This is a genomic window from Pseudomonas sp. St290 (genome assembly GCF_018325805.1).
In the GTDB taxonomy this organism is placed as follows: Bacteria; Pseudomonadota; Gammaproteobacteria; order Pseudomonadales; family Pseudomonadaceae; genus Aquipseudomonas; species Aquipseudomonas bijieensis.
This window is the reverse complement of the sequence record NZ_AP014703.1, coordinates 6576805-6599398: the sequence shown is the minus strand read 5'-3', so window position 1 is coordinate 6599398 and position 22594 is coordinate 6576805. Positions and strand designations below refer to the sequence as shown.

Here is a 22594-nt window from a genome sequence, read left to right as displayed (position 1 = left end):
CAGGCTGGCCGGGCAGAATTCGTTGAGCGCTGCGCATTGCGCGGCGTTCTTACTCAATAAGAGGAGGACACACGCATGACCACCCTGACTCGTGCCGATTGGGAACAACGCGCCCGCGACCTGAAGATCGAAGGCCGCGCCTTTATCAACGGCGAGTACACCGATGCGGTGTCCGGCGAAACCTTCGATTGCCTCAGTCCGGTCGATGGCCGCCTGCTCGGCAAGATCGCCAGCTGTGACGTTGCCGACGCCCAGCGTGCCGTCGAAAACGCCCGCGCCACTTTCAATTCCGGCGTCTGGTCGCGCCTGGCGCCAAGCAAGCGCAAAGCCACCATGATTCGTTTCGCCGGCCTGCTCAGGCAGAACGCCGAAGAGTTGGCCCTGCTCGAAACCCTGGACATGGGCAAGCCGATCAGCGACTCGCTGAACATCGACGTCCCAGGCGCAGCTCAAGCGTTGAGCTGGAGCGGCGAAGCCATCGATAAGCTCTACGACGAAGTGGCGGCCACCCCGCACGATCAGTTGGGCCTGGTAACCCGTGAGCCGGTGGGCGTCGTGGGCGCTATCGTGCCGTGGAACTTCCCGCTGATGATGGCCTGCTGGAAGCTTGGTCCGGCGCTGTCCACCGGCAACTCGGTGGTGCTCAAGCCGTCGGAAAAATCCCCGCTGACCGCCATCCGTATCGCTGCCCTGGCGATCGAAGCCGGCATTCCGAAAGGTGTGCTGAACGTACTGCCGGGCTACGGCCATACCGTCGGCAAGGCCCTGGCCCTGCACATGGACGTCGATACCCTGGTGTTCACTGGCTCCACCAAGATCGCCAAGCAACTGATGATTTACTCCGGCGAATCCAACATGAAGCGTGTCTGGCTGGAAGCCGGCGGCAAGAGCCCGAACATCGTGTTTGCCGATGCCCCGGATCTGCAAGCCGCTGCCGAATCCGCCGCCAGCGCCATCGCGTTCAACCAGGGCGAAGTCTGCACTGCCGGTTCGCGGCTGTTGGTGGAACGCTCTATCAAGGACACCTTCCTGCCGCTGGTGATCGAAGCCCTCAAGGGCTGGAAGCCCGGCAACCCCCTGGACCCAGCTACCAATGTTGGCGCACTGGTGGACACTCAGCAGATGAACACTGTGCTGTCCTACATCGAGGCCGGTCACAGCGACGGCGCGAAGCTGGTGGCCGGTGGCAAGCGCATTCTTGAGGAAACCGGCGGCACGTATGTCGAGCCGACGATTTTCGATGGCGTGAGCAACGCGATGAAAATCGCCCAGGAAGAGATTTTCGGCCCGGTGCTGTCGGTCATCGCCTTCGACACGGCCGAGGAAGCCGTGCAGATCGCCAACGACACGCCGTACGGCCTGGCTGCGGCGGTATGGACCAAGGACATTTCCAAGGCCCACCTGACGGCCAAGGCCCTGCGTGCCGGCAGCGTTTGGGTCAACCAGTACGACGGTGGCGACATGACCGCGCCGTTCGGTGGCTTCAAGCAGTCGGGCAACGGCCGCGACAAGTCGCTGCATGCGTTCGACAAGTACACCGAGCTGAAGGCGACCTGGATCAAGCTGTAACGGTGATGGCCCCCAGGGTGACCGGGGGCTTCATGCAGTGTTGATCTCCCTGTGGGAGCGAGCCTGCTCGCGATAGCGGTATGACAGTCGACGATTCAGTTGAATGTTGCTCCGCATCGCGAGCAGGCTCGCTCCCACATTGTTTTGTAGTGATGCCTGAAAAATCGATAACTCTCCACAGGAGCGTGGAAATGCGTTGGGCGACTTATTTCGCCGTGTTGGCGTCTGTCCTGAGTGTCGGCCTGGCCCTGGGCGTAAGCATGCCGCTGGTGTCGCTGCGTCTCGAGGGCTGGGGCTATGGCTCGTTCGCCATTGGCGTGATGGCTGCGATGCCGGCTGTCGGGGTGTTGCTCGGGGCCAAGGTGTCGAGTCGGTTGGCGACGCAGTTCGGCACGGCGAGGTTGATGCGCCTGTGCCTGTGGGGTGGGGCGCTGTCCATCGGATTGCTGGCGCTGTTGCCCAGCTACCCGGTCTGGTTGGTGCTGCGCCTGGTGATTGGCGTGGTCCTGACCCTGGTGTTCATTCTCGGCGAGAGCTGGATCAACCAACTGGTCATTGAGCAATGGCGCGGACGGCTGGTGGCGCTTTATGGCAGTAGCTATGCCCTGAGCCAGTTGGCCGGCCCGTTGCTGCTGGGAGCGCTTGGAACCGATCATGACTACGGCTTCTGGGTGGGTGTCGGCCTGCTGTTGATCGCACCCTTGCTGTTGCTGGGCCGCAGCGGGGCACCGAGTAGCGAGGCCGGCAGCGTCACGTTTGGCGATTTGTGGACGTTTTGCCGAGGTTTGCCGGCGATTGCCTGGGCGGTGTCGTTGTTCGCTGCGTTCGAGGCGATGATCCTCACGTTGCTGCCGGTCTACTGTTTGCGCCAGGGCTTCAGCGCTGACATTGCGTTGGCGATGGTCAGCACCGTGGTGGTCGGCGATGCCTTGCTGCAATTGCCCATTGGCGCCCTGGCCGATCGCGTGTCTCGCCGGGCGCTGTTGACGGGGTGCGCGGTGGCACTGACGTTATCGAGCCTGGCGGTTCCGCTTTTGATCGATACCCTGTTGATCTGGCCGCTGTGGGTGCTGTTCGGCGCCAGCGCGGGAGGTTTGTTCACCTTGTCGCTGATCCTGATCGGCGAGCGTTACCGCGACGATGCACTGGTACGGGCCAACGCTCATGTCGCGCAGTTGTGGGGGCTCGGTTGCCTGATCGGCCCGCTGGCGGCGGGAGCGGGCAGCCAATGGATCAGTGGGCATGCGCTGCCTTTGTTCATGGCGGCGGGGGCGTTCGGCTTGGTGATCCTGCTGTTGCGCCAAGGGGCATTCGGGGCGACACAAACGGCCTGAACATCCTTGCCACAAAAGCGGCCCGGGCCTAAAGCATCCGCTCCAACCCGATGGTCGTGGCGAACCAGGCATTGAACCGGCGCCACCAACTGCCCGGTTCGCGGCCCAGGTCGTGGATCTGGCCGTTGTCTTCGGTGGTCCATACGAGCTTGTCATTCTCCAGCCGAGCCTGATAACTCAGCGCTGGCGCCATGCCCTGCAAGGCCAGCTCGCGGACTTGGCCGGCAAGCTCCGGGCTGTCCACCAATACGCCGACCTCGGTGTTCCACAGCACCGAGCGCGGGTCGAAATTGAACGAGCCAATGAAGGACTTTTGCTGGTCGAAGATGATCGCCTTGCTGTGCAGGCTGGAATCCGATTCGCCGTAGGATTTGCTGTAGAACAGGTGAGGGCTGCTGCCTTTGTCGCCCGGTTGCCGTCGCAACTCGAACAGGCGCACGCCATGTTCCAGCAGCGCCCTGCGATACGGCGCATAGCCGCCATGCACCGCTGGCACATCGGTCGCTTCCAGGGAGTTGGTCAAGAGACTCACCGACACCCCGGCATCGGCGCGGCTGGTCAGGTACACCAAACCTGGCTGGCCGGGGACGAAGTAGGCGGAAATCATGATCAGTTCCTTGCTGACCCCCGTCAGTTCGGGCCCCAGTTGCGTGGTCAGCAACAGTTGCGGATCCGGCTCGTCCTTGGCCAGCACTTTGCTGGGCGCGTCCCACAGCGCCTGGTTCCAGGCCCAGATCAACTGGTCACGCCAAGTATCCAGGCGCGGCTGGGTCTTGTAGGCGGTCAGTTGCTGGTAGAGCGCATGGTTTTCCTTCTGGGTCTGCTCCAGGGACTCTTGCAGGCGCAGGCGGCTGTTGGCCAGGTCCTTGGGCGTGGGGCGAGGAGACAGAAACTGTTCGATGGGCTTGCTCAGGGCGCTGTTCCAATATTGGTCGAAACTGTGCCCCAGTTGTTCGGCTACCGGCCCGACGCCGAGCAGGTCGATGTCGGTAAAGTTCAGGTTGGGTTCGGCGTCGAAATACTCATCGCCCAGATTGCGGCCGCCGACGATGGCCATGCTGTTGTCCGCCAGCCACAGCTTGTTGTGCATCCGTCGATGCTGCAACGACAGGTTGAACAGGCGCCCGAGGCTACGAGTCACGCCGGTGGCGCGGCCCAGGTGCAGGGGGTTGAACAGGCGAATCTGGATACGCGGGTGCGCGGCGAGGGTCGCGATAATCTGATCCTGGCCGTCGCTGGTGGTGTCGTCCAGCAGGATGCGCACGCGCACGCCCCGGTCGGCGGCCTTGAGCAGTTCATCCACCAGCATCCGCGTGCTGATACCGTCGTGGACGATGTAATACTGCAGGTCCAGGCTGCTTTGGGCATGACGGATCAGCTCGGCCCGGGCGGTGAAGGCTTCGGTGCTGTCGGAGAGCAACCGAAAGCCGGAACGGCCTTCATGGGCCGCGGCTTGGGCCTGGACCGAGCGGCCGAATGAGGATTCGGCGGCTGGCAACGCTTGGGAAGGCTCGCGGCTGATATCAAAACTGGCGCAGCCGCCCAGCAGCGAGGCGACTAACAAAAGCGAAGGCAGGATCGATCTGGATCTCACGTAGGAGCGTTCCGCTTGTTTGCGTTGATCGGCTGTTGGGTACTGCTTCCCTGGATAAAGTTCAGACGACGTCGCGCTGGGTTTCGTTCAACAACGCGATGGCAGCGGCGCCCACTTTGCGTACGGCCTCTTCGATCTGCGCCGTTGGCTTGGCAGCGTAGTTCATCCGCAGACAGTTGCGGTACTTGCCCGATGCCGAAAAGATGCTGCCGACTGCGACCTGCACGCCTCGGTCCAGCAGGACCCGATTGAGCTTCAATGTGTCGAAGCCTTCCGGCAACTCGACCCACAGCATGAAGCTGCCCCGCGGGCGACTGGCACGGGTGCCCGACGGAAAGTAGCGGCTGACCCAATCGATCATCACGTCGCGATTGCGCTGGTATTGCGTGCGCATCCGGCGCAAATGGGGTTCGAAATGTCCGCCCTTGAGAAATTCGGCAATGGCAATCTGCGGCTGTGGCGCGGTGGAGCCGGTGCTGATGTATTTCATGTGCAGCACCCGCTCCAGATACCGGCCCGGCGCGACCCAGCCAATTCGCAGGCCTGGGGCCAGGGTCTTGGAAAAAGAACTGCAGAGCAGGACGCGGCCGTCTTCATCGAAGGACTTGATGGTGCGTGGGCGAGGGTAGGTGTAGGCCAATTCTCCATACACATCATCTTCGATGATCGCCACGTCGAAACGCTGTGCCAGGTTCAGCAGCGCGCGTTTATTAGCGTCGGGCATGATGTAGCCCAGCGGGTTGTTACAGCTGGGGGTCAACTGTATGGCCTTGATGGGCCATTGCTCCAGCGCCAGTTCCAGTGCGTCCAGGCTGATGCCGGTGAGCGGGTCGGTGGGGATCTCCAAAGCCTTCATGCCCAGGCCCTTGAGGGTTTGCATGGCTCCATGAAAGCTGGGTGAGTCCACCGCGACGATATCGCCTTGTTCGCAGGTGGCGCGGATGCTGACCGACAGGGCCTCATGACAGCCGGTGGTGACGATCAAATCGTTGGGCCCCAGTTGGCAGCCGGAATCCAGCGACAGGCGGGCGATCTGTTCGCGCAACGCGAGGTTGCCGTAGATGTTGTCGTAATACAGGCCGGGCATGTCTTGTCGGCGGCTGATCTGCGCCAGGCTGCGCAGCAGCGGTTTCATGGTCGGCGAATTGATATCCGGCATGCCGCGTCCCAGTTGCACCACGTCCGGGCGGGGTACGGCGCGGATCAGTTCCAGCACCTGGTCCCACTGGGAAATATCCACTGGACGCTGGGCCGGACGGCCTACCACCGGCAGGTCTGGCAGTTCGCGACCCACAGGTACGAAATAGCCGGACTTGGGTCTCGGCATTGCCAGCCCGCTGTCTTCCAGCACGCGATAGGCCTGCTGCACCGTACTCAAGCTGACCCCATGTTCCGTGCTCAATGCCCGCACTGAGGGCAGCCGGTCGCCGGGACGGTAGAAGCCCTGTTCGATGCGGGTGCCGAGCAGTTCGGCGAGGTTCACGTAGAGGGTCATGGTGCACTCCCGATGAGATGGACAACTGCAACCGATACAGTTGGCTTGGAAAATGACGATTCAGTGGCGCAGAAACCGAATCTGTATGCTTATAAAATAAATAGGTTGAATCTGTATTGCTTTTGACTGTCCGCGCATCATGAAACCTCTGGCTACCCAAGTAAACAGGAGCGATCAAAATGAACGGCTTGAGCGATGTGCGGCTGACGTTACACAGTCAGGAACTGGCGGCAGGGCAGGAGAATGGGCTGCGCGACGCAATGTTGCGCAATGCGCCGTCCGACCTGAGCCGCTGGGCCCTGTTCTGGCATCGTCTGCATACACGCAAAGCCTTGTTGGAACTTACACCCGAACAGTTGCGTGATATCGGGCTGAGTAGGGAGCAGGCATTGGAGGAGGGGCTCAGGCCGTTCTGGCGACTTTGAAGTGGTGCCGGCCCTGAGACGGCTATCGCGGGCAAGCCTTGCCCCCACAGATTGAAAGGGTCTGTGGGAGCAAGGCTTGCTCGCGATAGCGTCGTCAGTCGTGGTGAAGCTCTTTAAACCAACTCTTTCAACCGATGCCACAACATCCCCAGTGCCAACAGCGGCGAGCGCAGGTGCTTGCCGCCGGGGAAAGTCATGTGCGGGACCCGCGCGAACAGATCGAAGCCACTGCTGTGCTGTCCGCTGATCGCTTCGGCCAACAATTTGCCGGCCAGGTGCGTGGCGTTCACGCCATGGCCGGAATAAGCCTGGGCGTAATACACATTGGGCTGGTCCTTGAGCCGGCCGATCTGCGGCAAACGGTTGGCACCGATGCCGATCATCCCGCCCCATTGATAATCGATTTTCACCTGCGCCAACTGCGGGAATACCTTGAGCATCTTCGGACGCATGTAGGCGCCAATGTCCTGCGGGTCCCGGCCGGAATAGTGGCAGGCCCCGCCGAACAACAGGCGTCGATCCGCCGAAAGCCGGTAGTAGTCCAACGCCACGCGTTGATCGCAGACCGCCATGTTCTGTGGCAATAACGCCTGTGCCTGGGCCTGGCTCAAGGGTTCGGTGGCGATGATGTAGCTGCCGGCCGGCAGCACTTTGCCGCCCAGTTGTGGATTGAGTCCATTGAGGTAGGCGTTGCAGCCCAGTACCAGCGTCTTGGCGCGAACCGAACCCTGCTGGGTGTGTACCTTCACTTCAGGGCCGTAGTCGATACGCGTGACTGCCGATTGCTCGAACAGCCTGACTCCCAGTTGCTGCGCGGCGGCGGCTTCGCCCAGGGCCAGGTTCAGCGGATGCAGATGGCCCGAGCCCATGTCGATCAACCCGCCGACGTAGCGATCCGAACCCACGACGCTGTGCATTTCGTCGGCTTGCAGCAGCCGGGTCTGGTGGCGATAGCCCAGGCTGCGCAGCTCTTCGGCATCTTCGGCGAAGCCTTCCAGGTCGCTGGGCTTGTTGGCGAGGTCGCAGTAACCCCAAGTGAGGTCGCAAGGGATCTGAAAACGCTCGACACGTTGTCGGACGATTTCCACGGCCTCAAGGCCCATGAGCTTCATCTGGCGTACGCCGTCGGCACCAATGATCGGCTCGAACTGATCGAGACCATGGCCGACGCCGCGAATCAGTTGACCGCCGTTACGCCCGCTGGCGCCCCAGCCGATCCTGTGCGCCTCCAGCAGCACTACGCTCAGGCCGCGCTCGGCCAGTTCGATCGCCGTGTTCAACCCGGAAAACCCACCACCCACGACGCAGACATCCGTCACCAACTCACCCTGCAATACCGGATGGTCCGGTTGCGGCAGGCTGCTGGCGGCGTAATAAGAGGCGGCGTGCGCGTGGCTCGGGACAGGTTGCTGAACACGGGCGTTCATGTGCGTAATCCTGATTATTGTGTTTGAGAAATTTTACGGAGCATAAGCCGGGGATTCCTCCCTGGGCAACACCGGTCGGTTGGCGCTGTCTGGCCCGTGGCTTTTAAGGCAAAATCCCGGACCATCTTTCCCGGTAGCCGCCTCGATGAGCTGCAACAGTCAAAAAATCCGCACGCTTCGCCAGCAGATTCCCACGTTCGAGTGCGTGCCGGGTTGCCATGACTGCTGTGGTCCGGTGACCACCTCGCCCGAGGAAATGGCCCGCTTGCCCCGCAAGACTCGCGCCGAACAGGACGCGGCCATGGACGCGCTCGACTGCGTGCACTTGGGCCCCAACGGTTGCACCGTGTATGACGAGCGACCGCTGATCTGTCGGCTGTTCGGCACCACGGCGACCCTGCCATGCCCCAATGGGCGGCGGCCGGTGGAACTGATTCATCCGCGGGTCGAGCAGCAGATTCATGAATACATGGCCAGCAACCGGCAGGTGTTGGTCTAGCAGGCAGCGATACCGAGTCGCGGCCTTCGCGAGCAAGCCCGCTCCCACAATGGATCTCTGTGTGGGGGCGAGCCTGCTCGCGAAAGCGGCCGTCCAGATAACCATTGCCTTAAGCCAGGCTCAATCCGGAATCGGCAGGTTCAAGCTCTCCTTCACCTCTTCCATGACGATATAGCTCTTGGATTCGCGCACATGGGGCAGCTTGAGCAGGATGTCTCCCAGTAGCTTGCGGTACGAAGCCATCTCGGAAATCCGTGCTTTCACCAGATAATCGAAATCCCCTGACACCAGGTGACATTCCAGCACGTGAGGCAGCTTCAGCACTGCGCGCCGGAATTCTTCGAACGTATCGCCGGATTTGTAATCGAGGCTGATCTCGACAAACACCAGCAGGCTACCCTTCAAATGTTGAGGGTTGAGCCGGGCGTTGTAGCCCATGATGATGCCCTCGCGCTCCAGGCGCCGTACCCGCTCGGTGCAAGGCGTGGTGGAAAGGCCGACCTTTTCTCCCAGCTCGGTGAAGGAGATTCGTCCGTCCGCCTGAAGGATGCGCAGGATGTTGCGGTCGATCTTGTCCAGCTCGCGTTTGGTCTGGGTGTTGGTACGCACAGGGGATGCGCCTCCGTAAAAAGGGTTATTGCCGAGAATTCTCGCCAAATATAGGCATTTATATAGTGAAAAGCACTGGCTAATCTTTCTTACACTGCGCCCATCTGAGCTATGTACAACAAACGTCAGCGGTTATCCGCGATGAGGGCATCAACATGCGCGTTCTGGTATTGGGTAGCGGCGTCATCGGTACCGTCAGTGCTTACTATCTGGCCCGGGCCGGATTCGAAGTGGTGGTGGTCGACCGTCAGCCAGCGCCTGCGATGGAAACCAGTTTCGCCAATGCCGGCCAGGTGTCGCCGGGTTATGCCTCGCCGTGGGCCGCGCCGGGCGTACCGCTCAAGGCCATCAAATGGCTGCTGCAGCGCCATGCGCCGCTGGCGATCAAGGCCACTGCCGACATTGACCAATACCTGTGGATGGCACAGATGCTGCGCAATTGCACCGCCAGCCGCTATGCGATCAACAAGGAGCGCATGGTGCGCCTGTCCGAGTACAGCCGTGATTGCCTGGACGAGCTGCGCGCCGAAACCGGCATTGCCTACGAAGGCCGCAGCCTGGGGACCACACAGTTGTTCCGCACCCAGGCCCAGCTCGATGGCGCGGCGAAAGACATCGCGGTGTTGAAAGAGTCCGGCGTACCGTTCGAAGTGCTCGACCGTGCGGGCATCGCTCGGGTCGAACCGGCCCTGGCCAATGTCACCGACATCCTGGCTGGCGCCTTGCGCCTGCCCAACGACCAGACTGGCGATTGCCAGATGTTCACCACGCGCCTGGCGGAAATGGCGACGAAGCTGGGTGTGCAATTTCGCTTCGGCCAGGATATCCAGCGCCTGGACTTCGCCGGTGACCGCATCAACGGTGTCTGGATCGACGGCAAGCTGGAAACCGCCGACCGCTATGTGCTCGCCCTGGGCAGCTATTCGCCGCAATTGCTCAAGCCCCTCGGGATCCGCGCACCGGTGTATCCGCTCAAGGGTTACTCCCTGACCGTGCCGATCACCAATCCGGCGATGGCGCCGACTTCGACCATCCTCGACGAAACCTACAAGGTCGCGATCACCCGGTTCGACAACCGCATTCGGGTGGGCGGCATGGCGGAAATCGCTGGTTTTGACCTGTCTCTCAACCCGCGTCGGCGCGAAACCCTGGAGATGATCGTCAACGACCTTTATCCTCAGGGCGGCAATCTGGCCGAGGCGAGTTTCTGGACCGGCCTGCGCCCGACCACCCCGGACGGCACGCCGATCGTGGGTGCCACGCCCTTCAAGAATCTGTTCCTGAACACCGGTCACGGCACCCTCGGGTGGACCATGGCCTGTGGTTCCGGTCGCCTGTTGGCCGACCTGATGGCGAAGAAAAAACCGCAGATCAGCGCCGAAGGCCTCGATATTTCCCGTTATGGCAGCAAACACCAGGAGTCTGCAAAACATGTCAATCCAGCGCCAGCTCACCAATGACCGCATGAGCCAGGTTGTCGTGCACAACGGCACCGTTTACCTGGCGGGGCAGGTCGGCGACGACATGAGCGCCGGTATCGAGCAGCAGACCCGTGAGACCCTGGCCAACATCGAGCGCTTGCTGGACTTGGCCGGGACCGACAAGAACCGTCTGTTGTCGGTGACGATCTACCTGAAAGACATCGAGGCGCACTTCGAAGGCATGAACGCCGTCTGGGACAAATGGTTGCCCAAAGGCGTCGCCCCGGCCCGCGCCACGGTGCAAGCCAAGCTGTGCGAGCCGGAGATTCTGGTGGAGCTGTCCGTCGTGGCTGCGCTGCCGTAATACCGGCCAAACGATCCCTCTCCCGGCGCTGTTGGTGGTTATGCTGTCAGCCGGCGCCGGTTTTTTATTCAATGACCGCCTAGAAGTCTGCCGCCATGCGTCCAGCCCGTGCCCTGATCGACCTTCAAGCCCTGCGTCACAATTACCAATTGGCCCGCGAAGTCACCGGGGCCAAGGCCTTGGCGGTGATCAAGGCCGACGCCTACGGGCACGGTGCGGTGCGTTGCGCCGAGGCGCTGCAGGAAACGGCGGACGGGTTCGCCGTGGCCTGCATCGAAGAAGCCCTGGAACTGCGAGCCGCCGGGATCCGTGGGTCGATCCTGCTGCTGGAAGGGTTCTTCGAAGCCGATGAACTGCCGCTGATCGTCGAGCACGATTTCTGGTGCGTGGTGCATTCGTTGTGGCAGCTCGAAGCGATTGAAAAAGCCGCGCTGAGCCAGCCGATCACTGTCTGGCTCAAGCTCGATTCGGGCATGCACCGGGTTGGCCTGCATCCGGCGGACTACCAGGCCGCCTACCGTCGTCTGCTTGCCAGTGGCAAGGTGGCGAAGATTGTCTTGATGAGCCACTTCGCCCGTGCCGATGAGCTGCACGATCCCAGCAGTACCGAGCAACTGGCGATATTCGACAAAGCCCGCCAGGGCCTGGTGGCGCAGATCAGCCTGCGCAACTCACCGGCGGTATTGGGTTGGCCGCAGATCCCCAGCGACTGGGTGCGCCCGGGCATCATGCTCTACGGTGCCACACCCTTTGACGAGCCCAATGCCGTCGCCTCGCGCCTGCAACCGGTGATGACCCTGGAGTCGAAGATCATTAGTGTGCGCGAATTGCCCGCCGGCGAACCGGTGGGCTATGGTGCCCGTTTTGTGACCACGCAACCGACCCGGGTTGGCGTGGTCGCCATGGGCTATGCCGACGGCTACCCACGCCAAGCCCCCACCGGTACTCCGGTGCTGGTGGAGGGGCAGCGCAGCCAGTTGGTCGGGCGGGTGTCGATGGACATGCTGGCTGTCGACTTGACCCATATCCCCCAGGCCGGGCTCGGCTCGACTGTGGAGTTGTGGGGCAAGAACATCCTCGCCAGTGACGTCGCCAAGGCCGCCGACACGATTCCCTATCAGATTTTCTGCAACCTGCGGCGGGTGCCACGGCTCTATTCCGGGCATTGACGCACGGCGCGCGCTACCGAAAGTCGCTTCACCGCACAGGATTCGGGTCAAAGTGTTGTAAATACTGAACGCTGTCGCCATGATAACGCTCACTTTCCACACAACCTGATTCCCTGGAGGCTCCAGCATTGGACGTCGGTGAACGACTGCAAGCCATTCGTAAACTCAAAGGCCTTTCCCAGCGTGAACTCGCCAAGCGCGCGGGCGTCACCAACAGCACTATTTCGATGATCGAGAAGAACAGCGTCAGCCCCTCGATCAGCTCGCTGCGTAAGGTCCTTGGCGGGATTCCCATGTCCATGGTCGAGTTTTTCTCCGAAGAAATCCTTCAGGAGAAACCGACCCAGATCGTCTACAAAGCCAACGAACTGATCGACATCTCCGACGGCGCCGTGACCATGAAGCTGGTGGGCAGGGCACACCCGAGCCGGGCGATTGCCTTTCTCAACGAAATCTATCCGCCGGGCGCCGACACGGGTGAAGAGATGCTCACCCATGAGGGCGAGGAAACCGGGATCCTGGTGGAAGGGCGGCTGGAGCTGGTGGTCGGTGTCGAGACCTTCGTACTCGAAGCTGGCGACAGCTACTATTTCGAAAGCACCAAGCCCCACCGTTTCCGTAATCCGTTCGATGTGCCGGCGCGACTGATCAGCGCAGCCACACCGGCCAATTTCTAGAAAAAGGGCGCCAGGCCCGCCGGGCAAAGGCACACGGAGAATGTGCCGACATTGCAAACAAGACCCTTACGACTTTGGGGTTGTTTCAGTGTGACGGGCTTACCGCTATACTTGCGCCCGCCTGCAAACCGTGGCCGCAGGCGTGACTAGCCACCATTGAGGGTGTACGCGTGAACCTAATTATGAAAATGCTGGCTGCACCAGCAACCGTATTGGCCCTATGGGCAGTCAGTGCCCAAGCGGCGACCACCGACGAAATCGCCAAGCGCCTTGAACCGGTCGGCCAGGTCTGCGTTCAGGGGAAAGAATGCAAGGGCATGGAAGTTGCCACTGCCGCTGGCGGCGCGGGTGGTGCCAAGAAGCCGGCTGATGTGATTGCGAAACACTGCAACGCTTGCCATGGCACGGGCCTGCTGGGTGCGCCGAAAATCGGTGACAAGGCTGCCTGGAAAGAGCGCGCCGATCACCAGGGCGGTCTCGACGGCATCCTGGCCAAGGCCATCACCGGCATTAACTCCATGCCGCCAAAAGGCACCTGCGCCGATTGCTCGGATGACGACCTCAAGGGCGCCATCAAAGAGATGTCTGGCCTGTAATACGCCGACATCCTTCACAAAAAAGCCGCTTACGAGCGGCTTTTTTGCGTCCGCTGTTTTGCCAGGGCTGTTCATCGCAACCAAGACGCGGCAAGCTCGGTCCAACCCACATTCATGGAATGTCCAGGAGGGTCCGATGGTGCAGTTGTGTTCAATCGAACAGGCGGTGGATGACGTGCTCCAGCGCCTGCCCGCGCATATTCACCTCGGCATGCCCCTGGGGCTGGGCAAACCCAATCTGTTCGCCAACGCGTTGTACCGGCGCATCGCCCAACTGCCCGAGCGACAGCTGACCATCTACACCGCCCTGAGCCTGGGCCGACCAAACTTGGGCGATGGGTTGCAGAAACGCTTCCTCGAACCCTTTATCGAACGGGTCTTCGGTGATTACCCCGAACTGGATTACCTGGCCGACCTGCACCACGACAGCATGCCGGCCAATATACGGGTCGAGCAGTTCTTCATGCAGCCCGGCAGCCTGTTGCACAGCGCGTCGGCCCAGCAGAACTACGTCAGCAGCAACTACAGCCACGCGGCCCGGGACATCAACGCGGCCGGCTTGAACCTGGTGGCGCAGTTGCTGGCGAGCGACCCACAGCACCCGGATCGCCTGAGCCTGAGCTGCAACCCGGACATCACCCTGGATCTGCTGCCGATGATCGCCAAGCGCCGGGCGGCCGGGGAGACCATCCTCCTGGTCGGCCAGGTACATAACGATTTGCCCTACATGCCGGGCGACGCGGAAGTCGGCATCGACACTTTCGACCTGCTGATCGACGAGAAGGACAATCACACATTGTTCTCTACACCGAACATGCCGGTGGGCTTCCAGGATCATCTGATCGGCCTGCACGCCAGTACCCTGGTGCGCGACGGCGGAACGCTGCAGATCGGCATCGGCTCCATGGGTGATGCATTGACGGCGGCCCTGCTGGCGCGCCAGGCCGATAACGCTGGTTACCAGGCGTTGCTGGCGGACCTGAACCTTAGCCAGTGGGCGCAACTGATCGAGCGCGAGGGCGGCGTCGAGCCGTTTGCCAAAGGGCTGTACGGTTGCAGCGAAATGTTCGTCAACGGTTTGCTGGTACTGGCCGAGGCCGGGATCATCCGGCGCAAGGTCTACCCCGACGAACCGACCCAGGAACGGGCCAACGCCGGGACTCTGGACGAGGCGGCGCAACCTGACGGCATCTGCATACACGGCGGATTCTTCCTCGGCCCGCAAAGTTTTTACGACCGTCTGCGCGAGTTGCCGCAAAGCCGTCGTCTCGAATTCAACATGACCCGCATCAGTTACATCAACGAGTTGTATGGCCAGGAGCAACTCAAGCGCCTGCAGCGCCTCGATGCCCGTTTCATCAACACGGTCTTCACCATGACCCTGCTGGGGGCCGGGGTGGCCGATCAGTTGGAAGATGGGCGGGTGCTCAGCGGCGTGGGCGGGCAGTACAACTTCGTCGCCCAGGGTCATGCGCTGGAGGGCGGGCGTTCGATCCTGCTCCTTCGCAGTTGGCGTGAGGCCGGAGGCGAGATCAGCTCGAACATCGTCTGGGAGTACGGCCATTGCACGATTCCCCGGCACCTGCGCGACATTGTGGTGACCGAGTACGGCATTGCCGACCTGCGGGGCAAGACCGATGCCGCGGTGATCGAGGCGCTACTGAACATCAGCGATTCACGTTTCCAGCCGGGATTGATCGAACAGGCGCAAAAAGCCGGCAAGTTGCCGAAGGATTTCCGTCTCGACCCACGATTCGCGGACAACACCTCGGAACGTTTACAGGCCATCCAGGCGCGGCACTCGAATCTATTCCCGGAGTACCCGCTCGGGTGTGATTTCGACGCCATAGAGCGGGACCTGTTGCGGGCGCTGAACTGGCTCAAGAGCAAATTCAAGCTCACCGAGATCCTGGAGTTGGGCAAGGCGGCGCTGGATGCGCCGCAGCCCTGGGAGTTTGCCGGGCATCTGGAGCGGATGCAGCTGACCAATCCCGAAGGACTGAAGGAGGAGTTGTTCCAGCGGTTGTTGCTTGCCGGGCTCAAGGCCACCGCGCCTTAACGGTGCGCACATTCCACTATGGGAGCGAGCCTGCTCGCGATAGCGGTCTGTCAGGCACATTGATGTGACAAACAAATCGCTATCGCGAGCAGGCTCGCTCCCACAAGGTTATTCGATGAAGGTTACGACGCCGTCCGCCAGGGACTTCACCCGGGCCAACGATTCGACGCGATAGCCCTGGGCATCCAGTTCCGCGCGCCCTCCCTGGAACGACTTCTCGATCACGATCCCCAGCCCTGCGACGGTGGCGCCGGCCTGTTTGATGATGGAGATCAGCGCCTGGGAGGCTTTGCCGTTGGCGAGGAAGTCATCGATGATCAACACCCGGTCGCTGCTGGTCAGGTGGCGCGGGCTGATGGCGACGGTGCTTTCGGTTTTCTTGGTGAACGAATACACGGTGGCCGACAGCAGGTTCTCCGTCAGGGTCAGGGACTGTTGCTTGCGAGCGAAGATCACCGGCACGCCGAGGTTCAGCCCGGTCATGATCGCCGGGGCAATGCCCGAGGCTTCGATGGTGACGATCTTGGTGATGCCCGAGTCCTTGAACAGCGCCGCGAACTCATCGCCGATCAGCTTCATCAACTGCGGGTCGATCTGGTGGTTGAGGAACGCGTCGACTTTCAGAACCTGGTCGGAAAGCACGATGCCTTGCTCGCGAATTTTCTGGTGCAGGGCTTCCATGAAGCCTCCTCTGGTGACGTCTTCAGCGTCTGGATTGGGTAAAAAGCGTGGTGGAAAAAGTAGTCGATTCTAGCGCTTTAACATCGCGCGTATATCCGCCAGGGCGCTGTTGCCGCGCACGACTTTGACTTCCGTCGGCGTGTCGTCGTTGCCTTCCCAGGCCAGGTCGTCCGGCGGCAGTTCATCGAGAAAGCGGCTCGGGGCGCAGTCGATCACTTCGCCGTATTGCTTGCGCTTGGCGGCGAACGTGAAGGCCAGTGTCTGACGGGCCCGGGTAATACCGACGTAGGCCAGGCGCCGTTCTTCTTCGATGGTGTCGGCCTCGATGCTGGAGCGGTGTGGCAGGATCTCCTCTTCCATGCCCATGATGAACACATAGGGGAACTCCAGGCCCTTGGAGGCGTGCAGCGTCATCATTTGCACGCCTTCGGCGCCGTCTTCCTCTTCCTGCTGGCGTTCGAGCATGTCCCGCAGTACGAGTTTGCCGATGGCGTCCTCGACCGTCATGTCGCCGTCTTCGTCTTTTTCCAGGGTGTTCTTCAACGCCTCGATCAGGAACCAGACATTGCCCATGCGGTAATCGGCAGCCTTGTCGCTGGAGCTGTTGGTGCGCAGCCAGTTCTCGTAGTCGATGTCCATCACCATGCTGCGCAGTGCCGAGATCGGATCTTCCCCGGCGCACTGCTCGCGGACCTTGTCCATGAAGCGCTTGAAGCGCGCCAGGCGATCGGTGAAGCGGCTGTCCAGATGCTCGCCCAGGCCGATTTCGTCGGTGGCGGCGTACATCGAGATCTTGCGCTCGGTGGCGTAGTTACCGAGCTTTTCCAGGGTGGTCGAACCGATTTCCCGGCGCGGCACGTTGATCACCCGCAGGAAGGCGTTGTCGTCGTCCGGGTTCACGATCAGGCGGAAGTAGGCCATCAGGTCCTTCACTTCCTGGCGTCCGAAAAAGCTGTTGCCCCCCGACAGGCGATAAGGGATCTGGTGATGCTGCAGCTTCAGCTCGATCAGCTTGGCCTGGTAGTTGCCGCGATACAGGATCGCAAAATCGCTGTACGGCCGGTCGGTGCGCAGGTGCAGGCTGAGGATTTCCATGGCCACGCGCTCGGCTTCGGCGTCTTCGTTGCGGCAACGGATCACGCGGATCTCGTCACCGTGGCCCATTTCGCTCCACAGTTGCTTTTCGAACTCGTGGGGGTTGTTGGAAATCAGCACGTTGGCACAGCGCAGGATGCGGCTGGTGGAGCGGTAGTTCTGCTCCAGCATCACCACTTTGAGCGACGGATAGTCTTCCTTGAGCAGCATCAGGTTTTCCGGCCGCGCGCCGCGCCAGGCATAGATCGACTGGTCGTCGTCGCCTACCACGGTGAACTGGTTGCGTTTGCCGATCAGTAGCTTCACCAGCAGGTACTGGCTGGCGTTGGTGTCCTGGTATTCGTCCACCAGCAGGTAGCGGACCTTGTTCTGCCATTTTTCGAGGATGTCGGCGTGGTCCTGGAACAGCTTGACCGGCAACAGGATCAGGTCGTCGAAATCCACCGCGTTGAACGCCTTGAGCGTGCGCTGGTAGTGGGTGTAGACGATGGCGGCGGTCTGCTCCTTGGGGTTGCGGGCGTTTTCCAGGGCTTCTGGCGGCAGGATCAGGTCGTTTTTCCAGGCGCCGATCATGTTCTTGATCTCGTCCACGCCGTCGTCGCCCGAGTATTCCTTCTGCATGATGTCGGTCATCAGGGCCTTGACATCGGTCTCGTCGAAAATCGAGAAGCCCGGTTTGTAGCCCAGTCGCGCGTGTTCCTTGCGGATGATGTTCAGGCCCAGGTTGTGGAAGGTACAAACCGTCAAGCCACGGCCCTCACCGGCGCGCAGCAGGCCGCCGACCCGCTCCTTCATTTCCCGGGCGGCCTTGTTGGTGAAGGTCATGGCGACGATGTACTGGGCGCGGATGCCACAATTCTGGATCAGGTGCGCGATCTTGCGGGTGATTACGCTGGTCTTGCCGGAGCCTGCGCCGGCGAGCACCAAAAGAGGGCCGCCGACATAGTTCACGGCTTCTTGCTGCCGGGGATTGAGTCGGGACATGACAGAGTCAGGGATTCGTTTGCGAAATGGGCCGGCATTTTAACAGGCTCAGAGAATTGTGCTGCTCTGTCCGACTTGTGACGCACACCGCATTGTCATTTGCCGCTTCTGCTACTTTCACGCAGGATGTGGGGCCAATTGCGTCCAGCACAGGATTTCGAGTGGAAAAAACCACCGAAAGCGCGTGTTTGAGAACCATTGGCATTGGTCATTGCCCATCGGCGCGTCATAATGCCCGGCGCCTACCACCTTGCAGAGTCTAGGGAGTCAGCTTGTCAACGCCTGTCGAACCCTTGCGTTTGCTGTTATTGGCCCAAGAGCCTGCGTGGTCAGCAATATTGCGCGAGTGCCTGGCGCCCATGGGGCCCTCGGTCGTGTTGATCAGCGCCCCGAGCTGGGAGTCAGTCAGCAGCCTGTTCGAAGATAACCGCAACGCGGTACTGCTGACCGTTGCGGCGTTACAACCGGCGCCGGGCCGCTGCAGCCTGCCCACTATCCTGTTGCTTGAGCACGAACCGGCGCTGGCCCCCGACGGCGTCAGCGACTGGTTGGTGCGTGATGCCCTCGACACCGCGACCCTGCGTCGTTGCCTGCGCCATGTGCGCGAACGTGGCGTGCTGGAAAACACCTTGCAGCGCCTTGCCGAACAGGACCCGTTGACGGGCATTGCCAATCGCCAGGGTTTCCAGACGCTGCTGGCGGCACGTCTGGCGGAAAACGATGGCCGGGGCCTGGCCCTCGGTCACCTGGACCTGGACAACTTCCGTCACGCCAACGACGCCCTTGGCCATCAGGCCGGTGATCGCTTGATCCTGCAAGTGGTGTCGCGACTCAAGAGCTCGCTCGAGGCCGGCGATCAATTGGCGCGCTTGGGCAGCGATGAATTCGCCCTGCTGATCGACACCCGCCGCGCGCCACAACGGGCCGAGTGGATGGCCGAGCGCATTACCGAAGCCTTGGCCGAGCCCTATTGGGTGGACGGTGAAAGCCTGCTGATCGGTTGCAGCCTGGGCGTTGCCCACGCTCGTGCCCAGGCCGGCGCCGATCCGCTGATGTGGCACGCCCACATCGCCATGCAGCAGGCCAAGAGCACCCAGGGCTGCACCTTTCATATCTTCAACGAGCGCATCAACCGCAACGCCCGCAGCCTCGCCGACCTGGAAAGCGAACTGCGCCGGGCACTGCGCCGTGACGAGTTGGAGCTGCATTACCAGCCACGGCTGAACCTTGATGGCGGCCACATTGTCGGCCTCGAAGCGTTGGTGCGCTGGCGTCATGGCGAACGCGGATTGTTGCCACCGAGTGAGTTCGTGCCGCTGGCCGAACAGAGCGGCCTGATCGTGCCACTGGGCTACTGGGTGATTTCCCGGGCGCTGCGGGACATGCAGGCCCTGCGCGAGCGGGGGCTGGCGCCGTTGCACATGGCGGTCAACCTGTCGTTCCGGCAGTTCCAGGACAGCCAGTTGCTGCCGACCCTGAGCCGACTGATTGCCGAACGGGGGGTCGAGGCGCAATGGCTGGAATTCGAACTCACCGAAACCGCCGTCATGCGCCGCAGCGAGCTAGTCAAGCAGACCATGGATGCCCTGGGCCGCCTGGGGGTGCGCTTCTCCCTGGACGACTTCGGCACCGGGTTCTCCTCGTTCGTGCACCTCAACAGCCTGCCCATCGCCTTGCTCAAGATCGACAAGAGCTTCGTCGGCGGCATGGAGCAGCGCGAAGAGAATCGCAAGCTGGTGCACGCCATGATCAACCTGGCCCACAACCTCAACCTGGAGGTGGTGGCCGAAGGCGTGGAAACCCGGGAACAACTGGACCTGCTACGCGGCTTCGGTTGCGACCAGGTGCAGGGCTTCCTGATCAGCAAGCCGTTGCCGTTGCCTGAATTGGTTGAATACCTGACATTCGATGGCAATCAGCAGTCCACACTGGAAATGAGCTAATACAAATTCCTGTGGGAGCGAGCCTGCTCGCGATAGCGGTAGACCAGTCGGCAGCTATATTGACTGACACATCGCCATCGCGAGCAGGCTCGCTCCCACAAGGGATGCTCATTCAGTCTGAACGACCTCGAAACGTTGCTGCCCAGGCTCACTGCGAATCATCCGTTTCATTTTCCATTCAAACGCCGCTGTCAGGCTCACGGCCGCGCAGGCCAGCCCCAGGGCCAGGCCCCACCAGACGCCGGTCGGCCCCCAGTTGAGGTGAAACGCCATCCACCACGCCGCCGGCGCGCCAATCAGCCAATAGCACCCCAGGCCTACCAGGAAGGTGGTCTTGGCGTCCTTGAGTCCGCGGATGCAGCCCATGGCAATGGTTTGCGTGCCGTCGAACAGCTCGAACCATGCCGCCACGGCCAGCAGGCTCACGGCCAGGTTGATCACGTCGCGGAACGCCGGGTCGTCGTGGTCCAGGAACAGGCCGACCAATTGATGGGGCAGCAACCAGAACACCATGGCGAACGCCAGCATGGCCGCCGCGCCAAAGCCGATCCCGACCCGACCGGCCAGGCGCGCCATCGGCAACTGCCCGGCGCCGTAGTGTTGGCCGATGCGCATGGTGATGGCGTAGGACATCCCCGCCGGCACCATGAACGCCACCGAGACGATTTGCAGGGCGATCTGGTGGGCGGCCAACGGTGTGCTGCCCATGGTGCCCATGCACAGCGCGGCGAACGCAAACAGCCCGACTTCCACCGCGTACGTGCCACCAATCGGCAGGCCCAGGCGCCACAGTTCCTTGAGGTATTGGCGATTGGGCCGCGACAGGCCGTCGAGCAGGGGGTAGGCACGGTAGGCCGGGTGCCGATGGATGTGCCAGGCCAGTGCCAGGGCCATGCAGTTGGCGACGATGGCCGTGACCAGGCCGATCCCCATCAAGCCGAGTTTCGGCAGGCCGAACATGCCGGTGATGAGCGCGTAGTTGAGCAGGAAGTTGGCCACCGTGCCGCCGAGGCTGATCACCATGACCGGTGTGGCCCGGCCAATGGCGCTGGTGAAGCCGCGCAGGGCCATGAAGCTCAGATAGCCGGGCAGGGCGAACGGCAGCGCCAGCAGGAACTGTCCGGCGGAGAGTACGTTGGTTTCGGTCTGGCCGAACATCAGCAGCACGGGCTTGAGGTTCCACAGCAGCAACCCGGCCATCAGCGCCATCAGCCAGGCCAGCCACAGCCCGGCCTGGGTCAGCCGGGTCGCGCCTTCGACATCGCCCGCGCCCTGGCGGATCGCGACCAGGGTGCCCACCGCGGCGATCACGCCAATGCAGAAGATCGACACGAACGAATAGGTGGCCGCCCCGAGCCCGCCGCCGGCCAGGGCTTCGGGGCTCAGGCGCGCCATCATCACGGTGTCGGTGAGCACCATCAGCATGTGCGCCAACTGTGAGGCAATCAACGGCCCCGCCAGCCGCAGGATGGCCCAGAGTTCGGTACGCACAGGATGCCGCATGATCATCACGCTCCATGTTCAAACAAGGCAGTAAAGCGACGATTCTCGGCGCTCTCGGCCGATTGCACAAAAGGATAAAAAAGATCGCTGGCATGATTAAAACTCATGCTGGATGGGTTTCTGGTAGGGTTGGCAAACAACGCCATGGAGCTTTTGCGATGTCTCGTCGTCTTCCGCCTCTTTATGCGCTGCGGGCATTCGAAGCCGCGGCGCGCTACAGCTCGTTCACTCGGGCCGCTGAAGAGCTGTCGATCACCCAGAGCGCGGTCAGCCGGCACATTCGCACGCTGGAAGATCACTTTGCCTGCCGGCTGTTCCAGCGCAGCGGGCGCAACCTGCAACTGACCGAGGCGGCGCGGTTGCTGTTGCCGGGGGTACGTGAGGGCTTCATGGCGCTGGAGCGGGCCTGTCATACCTTGCATGGCGAGGATGGCATCCTGCGCATGAAAGCGCCTTCCACACTGACCATGCGCTGGTTGTTGGCGCGCCTGAGTCGCTTCCGGCATTTGCAGCCCGGCAACGAGGTGCAGCTGACCAGTGCCTGGATGGACATCGACTCGGTGGACTTCAACGTCGAGCCCTTCGATTGCGCCGTATTGCTGGGCAACGGGCACTTTCCCGCCGACTGGGAGGCCAGTTTGCTGTTTCCCGAGGAGTTGATCCCGGTGGGCGCGCCGAACCTGTTGAATGACCAGCCCTGGGATGTGGCGCGGTTGGCCAGCGCTGAATTGCTGCACCCCACGCCGGATCGCCGGGACTGGCGCAACTGGCTGCAACGCATGGGCCTGTCCGACAAGGTTTCGCTCAAGGGGGGACAGGTGTTCGATACCCTGGAGCTGGGCATGATCGCGGCGGCACGCGGCTATGGTGTTTCCATGGGCGACCTGCTGATGGTGGCCGAGGATGTCGCCCAGGGGCGCCTGAGCTTGCCATGGCCGACCGCAGTCGCCAGCGGTGAACACTATTACCTGGTCTGGCCAAAAACCCGTCCGGGTGGTGAACGTTTGCGCCGGCTCAGCGACTTCCTTCAGGGTGAAGTAAAGGCCATGCAATTACCCGACGTCGAGCGCCTGGGCTGAAACGTTGTAGTTGGCGTGATAGCCGCTTGGCATTAATCCTTGCGAACCGCTCAAGTATTTGGCTTTGCCGC

19 protein-coding genes are annotated in these 22594 nt (G+C 61.8%); 12 read left to right on the top strand and 7 right to left on the bottom strand.

The annotated features are described in order from the left end of the window. Positions 1-75 precede the first annotated feature (75 nt). The gene (locus PBDP_RS29080) at positions 76-1569 is read left to right on the top strand and encodes an aldehyde dehydrogenase (protein ID WP_109752709.1); all 1494 of its coding nucleotides are present in this window, start codon (positions 76-78) and stop codon (positions 1567-1569) included. Between the two features lie 191 nt (positions 1570-1760). Continuing rightward, on the top strand, positions 1761-2903 hold the full coding sequence (locus PBDP_RS29075; protein WP_163856183.1) for an MFS transporter: 1143 nt from the start codon (positions 1761-1763) through the stop codon (positions 2901-2903). A gap of 28 nt (positions 2904-2931) precedes the next feature. On the opposite strand, the gene PBDP_RS29070 is transcribed toward PBDP_RS29075, so the two are convergent. After that, positions 2932-4497 carry a phospholipase D family protein gene (locus tag PBDP_RS29070; RefSeq protein WP_212801618.1) on the bottom strand — a complete coding sequence of 522 codons (1566 nt, stop codon included), beginning with the start codon at positions 4495-4497 and terminating at the stop codon, positions 2932-2934. Between the two features lie 61 nt (positions 4498-4558). After that, positions 4559-5992 (bottom strand): aminotransferase-like domain-containing protein, encoded by a 1434-nt coding sequence (locus tag PBDP_RS29065; RefSeq protein ID WP_109752706.1) that lies wholly within the window; start codon positions 5990-5992, stop codon positions 4559-4561. Positions 5993-6171: 179 nt separating this feature from the next. Here PBDP_RS29065 and PBDP_RS29060 point away from each other — a divergent pair, with 179 nt between their 5' ends. Beyond that, on the top strand, positions 6172-6417 hold the full coding sequence (locus PBDP_RS29060) for a DUF1127 domain-containing protein (protein ID WP_109752705.1): 246 nt from the start codon (positions 6172-6174) through the stop codon (positions 6415-6417). 113 nt (positions 6418-6530) lie between these two features. Here PBDP_RS29060 and PBDP_RS29055 read toward each other — a convergent pair whose 3' ends face one another. After that, positions 6531-7844, bottom strand: coding sequence for an NAD(P)/FAD-dependent oxidoreductase (locus PBDP_RS29055; protein WP_109752704.1), 1314 nt, complete (start codon positions 7842-7844; stop codon positions 6531-6533). 145 nt (positions 7845-7989) lie between these two features. On the opposite strand from PBDP_RS29055, the gene PBDP_RS29050 reads away from it, so the two are divergent. After that, a complete protein-coding gene (locus tag PBDP_RS29050) occupies positions 7990-8343 on the top strand; it encodes a YkgJ family cysteine cluster protein (protein ID WP_109752703.1) in 354 nt (117 codons plus the stop codon). 120 nt (positions 8344-8463) lie between these two features. Here the strand turns inward: PBDP_RS29050 and PBDP_RS29045 are convergent, their stop codons facing one another. Then, positions 8464-8952: an Lrp/AsnC ligand binding domain-containing protein gene (locus tag PBDP_RS29045; RefSeq protein ID WP_003206849.1), complete on the bottom strand. Its 489-nt coding sequence runs from the start codon at positions 8950-8952 to the stop codon at positions 8464-8466. Positions 8953-9107: 155 nt separating this feature from the next. On the opposite strand from PBDP_RS29045, the gene dadA reads away from it, so the two are divergent. The 6 genes from dadA (at position 9108) to PBDP_RS29015 (ending at position 15238) form a co-directional block, all read left to right on the top strand. Beyond that, entirely contained in the window at positions 9108-10412 is a 1305-nt protein-coding gene (dadA, locus tag PBDP_RS29040; RefSeq protein ID WP_109752701.1) for a D-amino acid dehydrogenase, read from the top strand. After that, positions 10384-10737 carry a RidA family protein gene (locus tag PBDP_RS29035; RefSeq protein ID WP_109752699.1) on the top strand — a complete coding sequence of 118 codons (354 nt, stop codon included), beginning with the start codon at positions 10384-10386 and terminating at the stop codon, positions 10735-10737. Before dadA ends, PBDP_RS29035 begins: the two co-directional genes overlap by 29 nt. A 95-nt stretch (positions 10738-10832) precedes the next feature. Further along, positions 10833-11906 (top strand): alanine racemase, encoded by a 1074-nt coding sequence (gene alr / locus PBDP_RS29030; protein WP_109752696.1) that lies wholly within the window; start codon positions 10833-10835, stop codon positions 11904-11906. 128 nt (positions 11907-12034) lie between these two features. After that, positions 12035-12583: a cupin domain-containing protein gene (locus PBDP_RS29025; RefSeq protein WP_109752694.1), complete on the top strand. Its 549-nt coding sequence runs from the start codon at positions 12035-12037 to the stop codon at positions 12581-12583. A 182-nt stretch (positions 12584-12765) separates the two neighbouring features. Next, positions 12766-13179, top strand: a complete 414-nt coding sequence (locus PBDP_RS29020) for a c-type cytochrome (RefSeq protein WP_003206840.1) — start codon at positions 12766-12768, stop codon at positions 13177-13179. A 136-nt stretch (positions 13180-13315) separates the two neighbouring features. Continuing rightward, positions 13316-15238 carry an acetyl-CoA hydrolase/transferase C-terminal domain-containing protein gene (locus PBDP_RS29015; RefSeq protein ID WP_212801617.1) on the top strand — a complete coding sequence of 641 codons (1923 nt, stop codon included), beginning with the start codon at positions 13316-13318 and terminating at the stop codon, positions 15236-15238. A gap of 108 nt (positions 15239-15346) precedes the next feature. On the opposite strand, the gene PBDP_RS29010 is transcribed toward PBDP_RS29015, so the two are convergent. Both PBDP_RS29010 and rep read right to left on the bottom strand, forming a co-directional pair. Next, positions 15347-15919, bottom strand: a complete 573-nt coding sequence (locus tag PBDP_RS29010; RefSeq protein ID WP_109752690.1) for a xanthine phosphoribosyltransferase — start codon at positions 15917-15919, stop codon at positions 15347-15349. A 69-nt stretch (positions 15920-15988) separates the two neighbouring features. Continuing rightward, positions 15989-17998, bottom strand: a complete 2010-nt coding sequence (rep, locus tag PBDP_RS29005) for a DNA helicase Rep (RefSeq protein ID WP_109752688.1) — start codon at positions 17996-17998, stop codon at positions 15989-15991. A gap of 272 nt (positions 17999-18270) precedes the next feature. Here rep and PBDP_RS29000 point away from each other — a divergent pair, with 272 nt between their 5' ends. Beyond that, the gene (locus PBDP_RS29000; protein ID WP_109752686.1) at positions 18271-19941 is read left to right on the top strand and encodes a putative bifunctional diguanylate cyclase/phosphodiesterase; all 1671 of its coding nucleotides are present in this window, start codon (positions 18271-18273) and stop codon (positions 19939-19941) included. Between the two features lie 108 nt (positions 19942-20049). On the opposite strand, the gene PBDP_RS28995 is transcribed toward PBDP_RS29000, so the two are convergent. Then, a complete protein-coding gene (locus PBDP_RS28995) occupies positions 20050-21444 on the bottom strand; it encodes a NorM family multidrug efflux MATE transporter (RefSeq protein WP_212801616.1) in 1395 nt (464 codons plus the stop codon). A 158-nt stretch (positions 21445-21602) separates the two neighbouring features. On the opposite strand from PBDP_RS28995, the gene PBDP_RS28990 reads away from it, so the two are divergent. Next, complete coding sequence (locus tag PBDP_RS28990) at positions 21603-22523, top strand: LysR substrate-binding domain-containing protein (RefSeq protein ID WP_109752684.1); 921 nt, start codon at positions 21603-21605, stop codon at positions 22521-22523. The last annotated feature ends 71 nt before the right edge of the window (positions 22524-22594 follow it).

Excerpts from the sequence above, each read along its gene's own strand:
- PBDP_RS28995 (WP_212801616.1), bottom strand. The coding sequence starts at position 21,444 with ATGCGGCATCCTGTGCGTACCGAACTCTGGGCCATCCTGCGGCTGGCG.
- PBDP_RS29035 (WP_109752699.1), top strand. The coding sequence starts at position 10,384 with ATGTCAATCCAGCGCCAGCTCACCAATGACCGCATGAGCCAGGTTGTC.
- PBDP_RS29020 (WP_003206840.1), top strand. The coding sequence starts at position 12,766 with ATGAAAATGCTGGCTGCACCAGCAACCGTATTGGCCCTATGGGCAGTC.
- dadA (WP_109752701.1), top strand. The coding sequence starts at position 9,108 with ATGCGCGTTCTGGTATTGGGTAGCGGCGTCATCGGTACCGTCAGTGCT.
- PBDP_RS29010 (WP_109752690.1), bottom strand. The coding sequence starts at position 15,919 with ATGGAAGCCCTGCACCAGAAAATTCGCGAGCAAGGCATCGTGCTTTCC.
- PBDP_RS29050 (WP_109752703.1), top strand. The coding sequence starts at position 7,990 with ATGAGCTGCAACAGTCAAAAAATCCGCACGCTTCGCCAGCAGATTCCC.
- PBDP_RS29065 (WP_109752706.1), bottom strand. The coding sequence starts at position 5,992 with ATGACCCTCTACGTGAACCTCGCCGAACTGCTCGGCACCCGCATCGAA.
- PBDP_RS29015 (WP_212801617.1), top strand. The coding sequence starts at position 13,316 with ATGGTGCAGTTGTGTTCAATCGAACAGGCGGTGGATGACGTGCTCCAG.
- PBDP_RS29055 (WP_109752704.1), bottom strand. The coding sequence starts at position 7,844 with ATGAACGCCCGTGTTCAGCAACCTGTCCCGAGCCACGCGCACGCCGCC.
- PBDP_RS28990 (WP_109752684.1), top strand. The coding sequence starts at position 21,603 with ATGTCTCGTCGTCTTCCGCCTCTTTATGCGCTGCGGGCATTCGAAGCC.
- PBDP_RS29060 (WP_109752705.1), top strand. The coding sequence starts at position 6,172 with ATGAACGGCTTGAGCGATGTGCGGCTGACGTTACACAGTCAGGAACTG.
- PBDP_RS29080 (WP_109752709.1), top strand. The coding sequence starts at position 76 with ATGACCACCCTGACTCGTGCCGATTGGGAACAACGCGCCCGCGACCTG.
- PBDP_RS29075 (WP_163856183.1), top strand. The coding sequence starts at position 1,761 with ATGCGTTGGGCGACTTATTTCGCCGTGTTGGCGTCTGTCCTGAGTGTC.
- rep (WP_109752688.1), bottom strand. The coding sequence starts at position 17,998 with ATGTCCCGACTCAATCCCCGGCAGCAAGAAGCCGTGAACTATGTCGGC.
- alr (WP_109752696.1), top strand. The coding sequence starts at position 10,833 with ATGCGTCCAGCCCGTGCCCTGATCGACCTTCAAGCCCTGCGTCACAAT.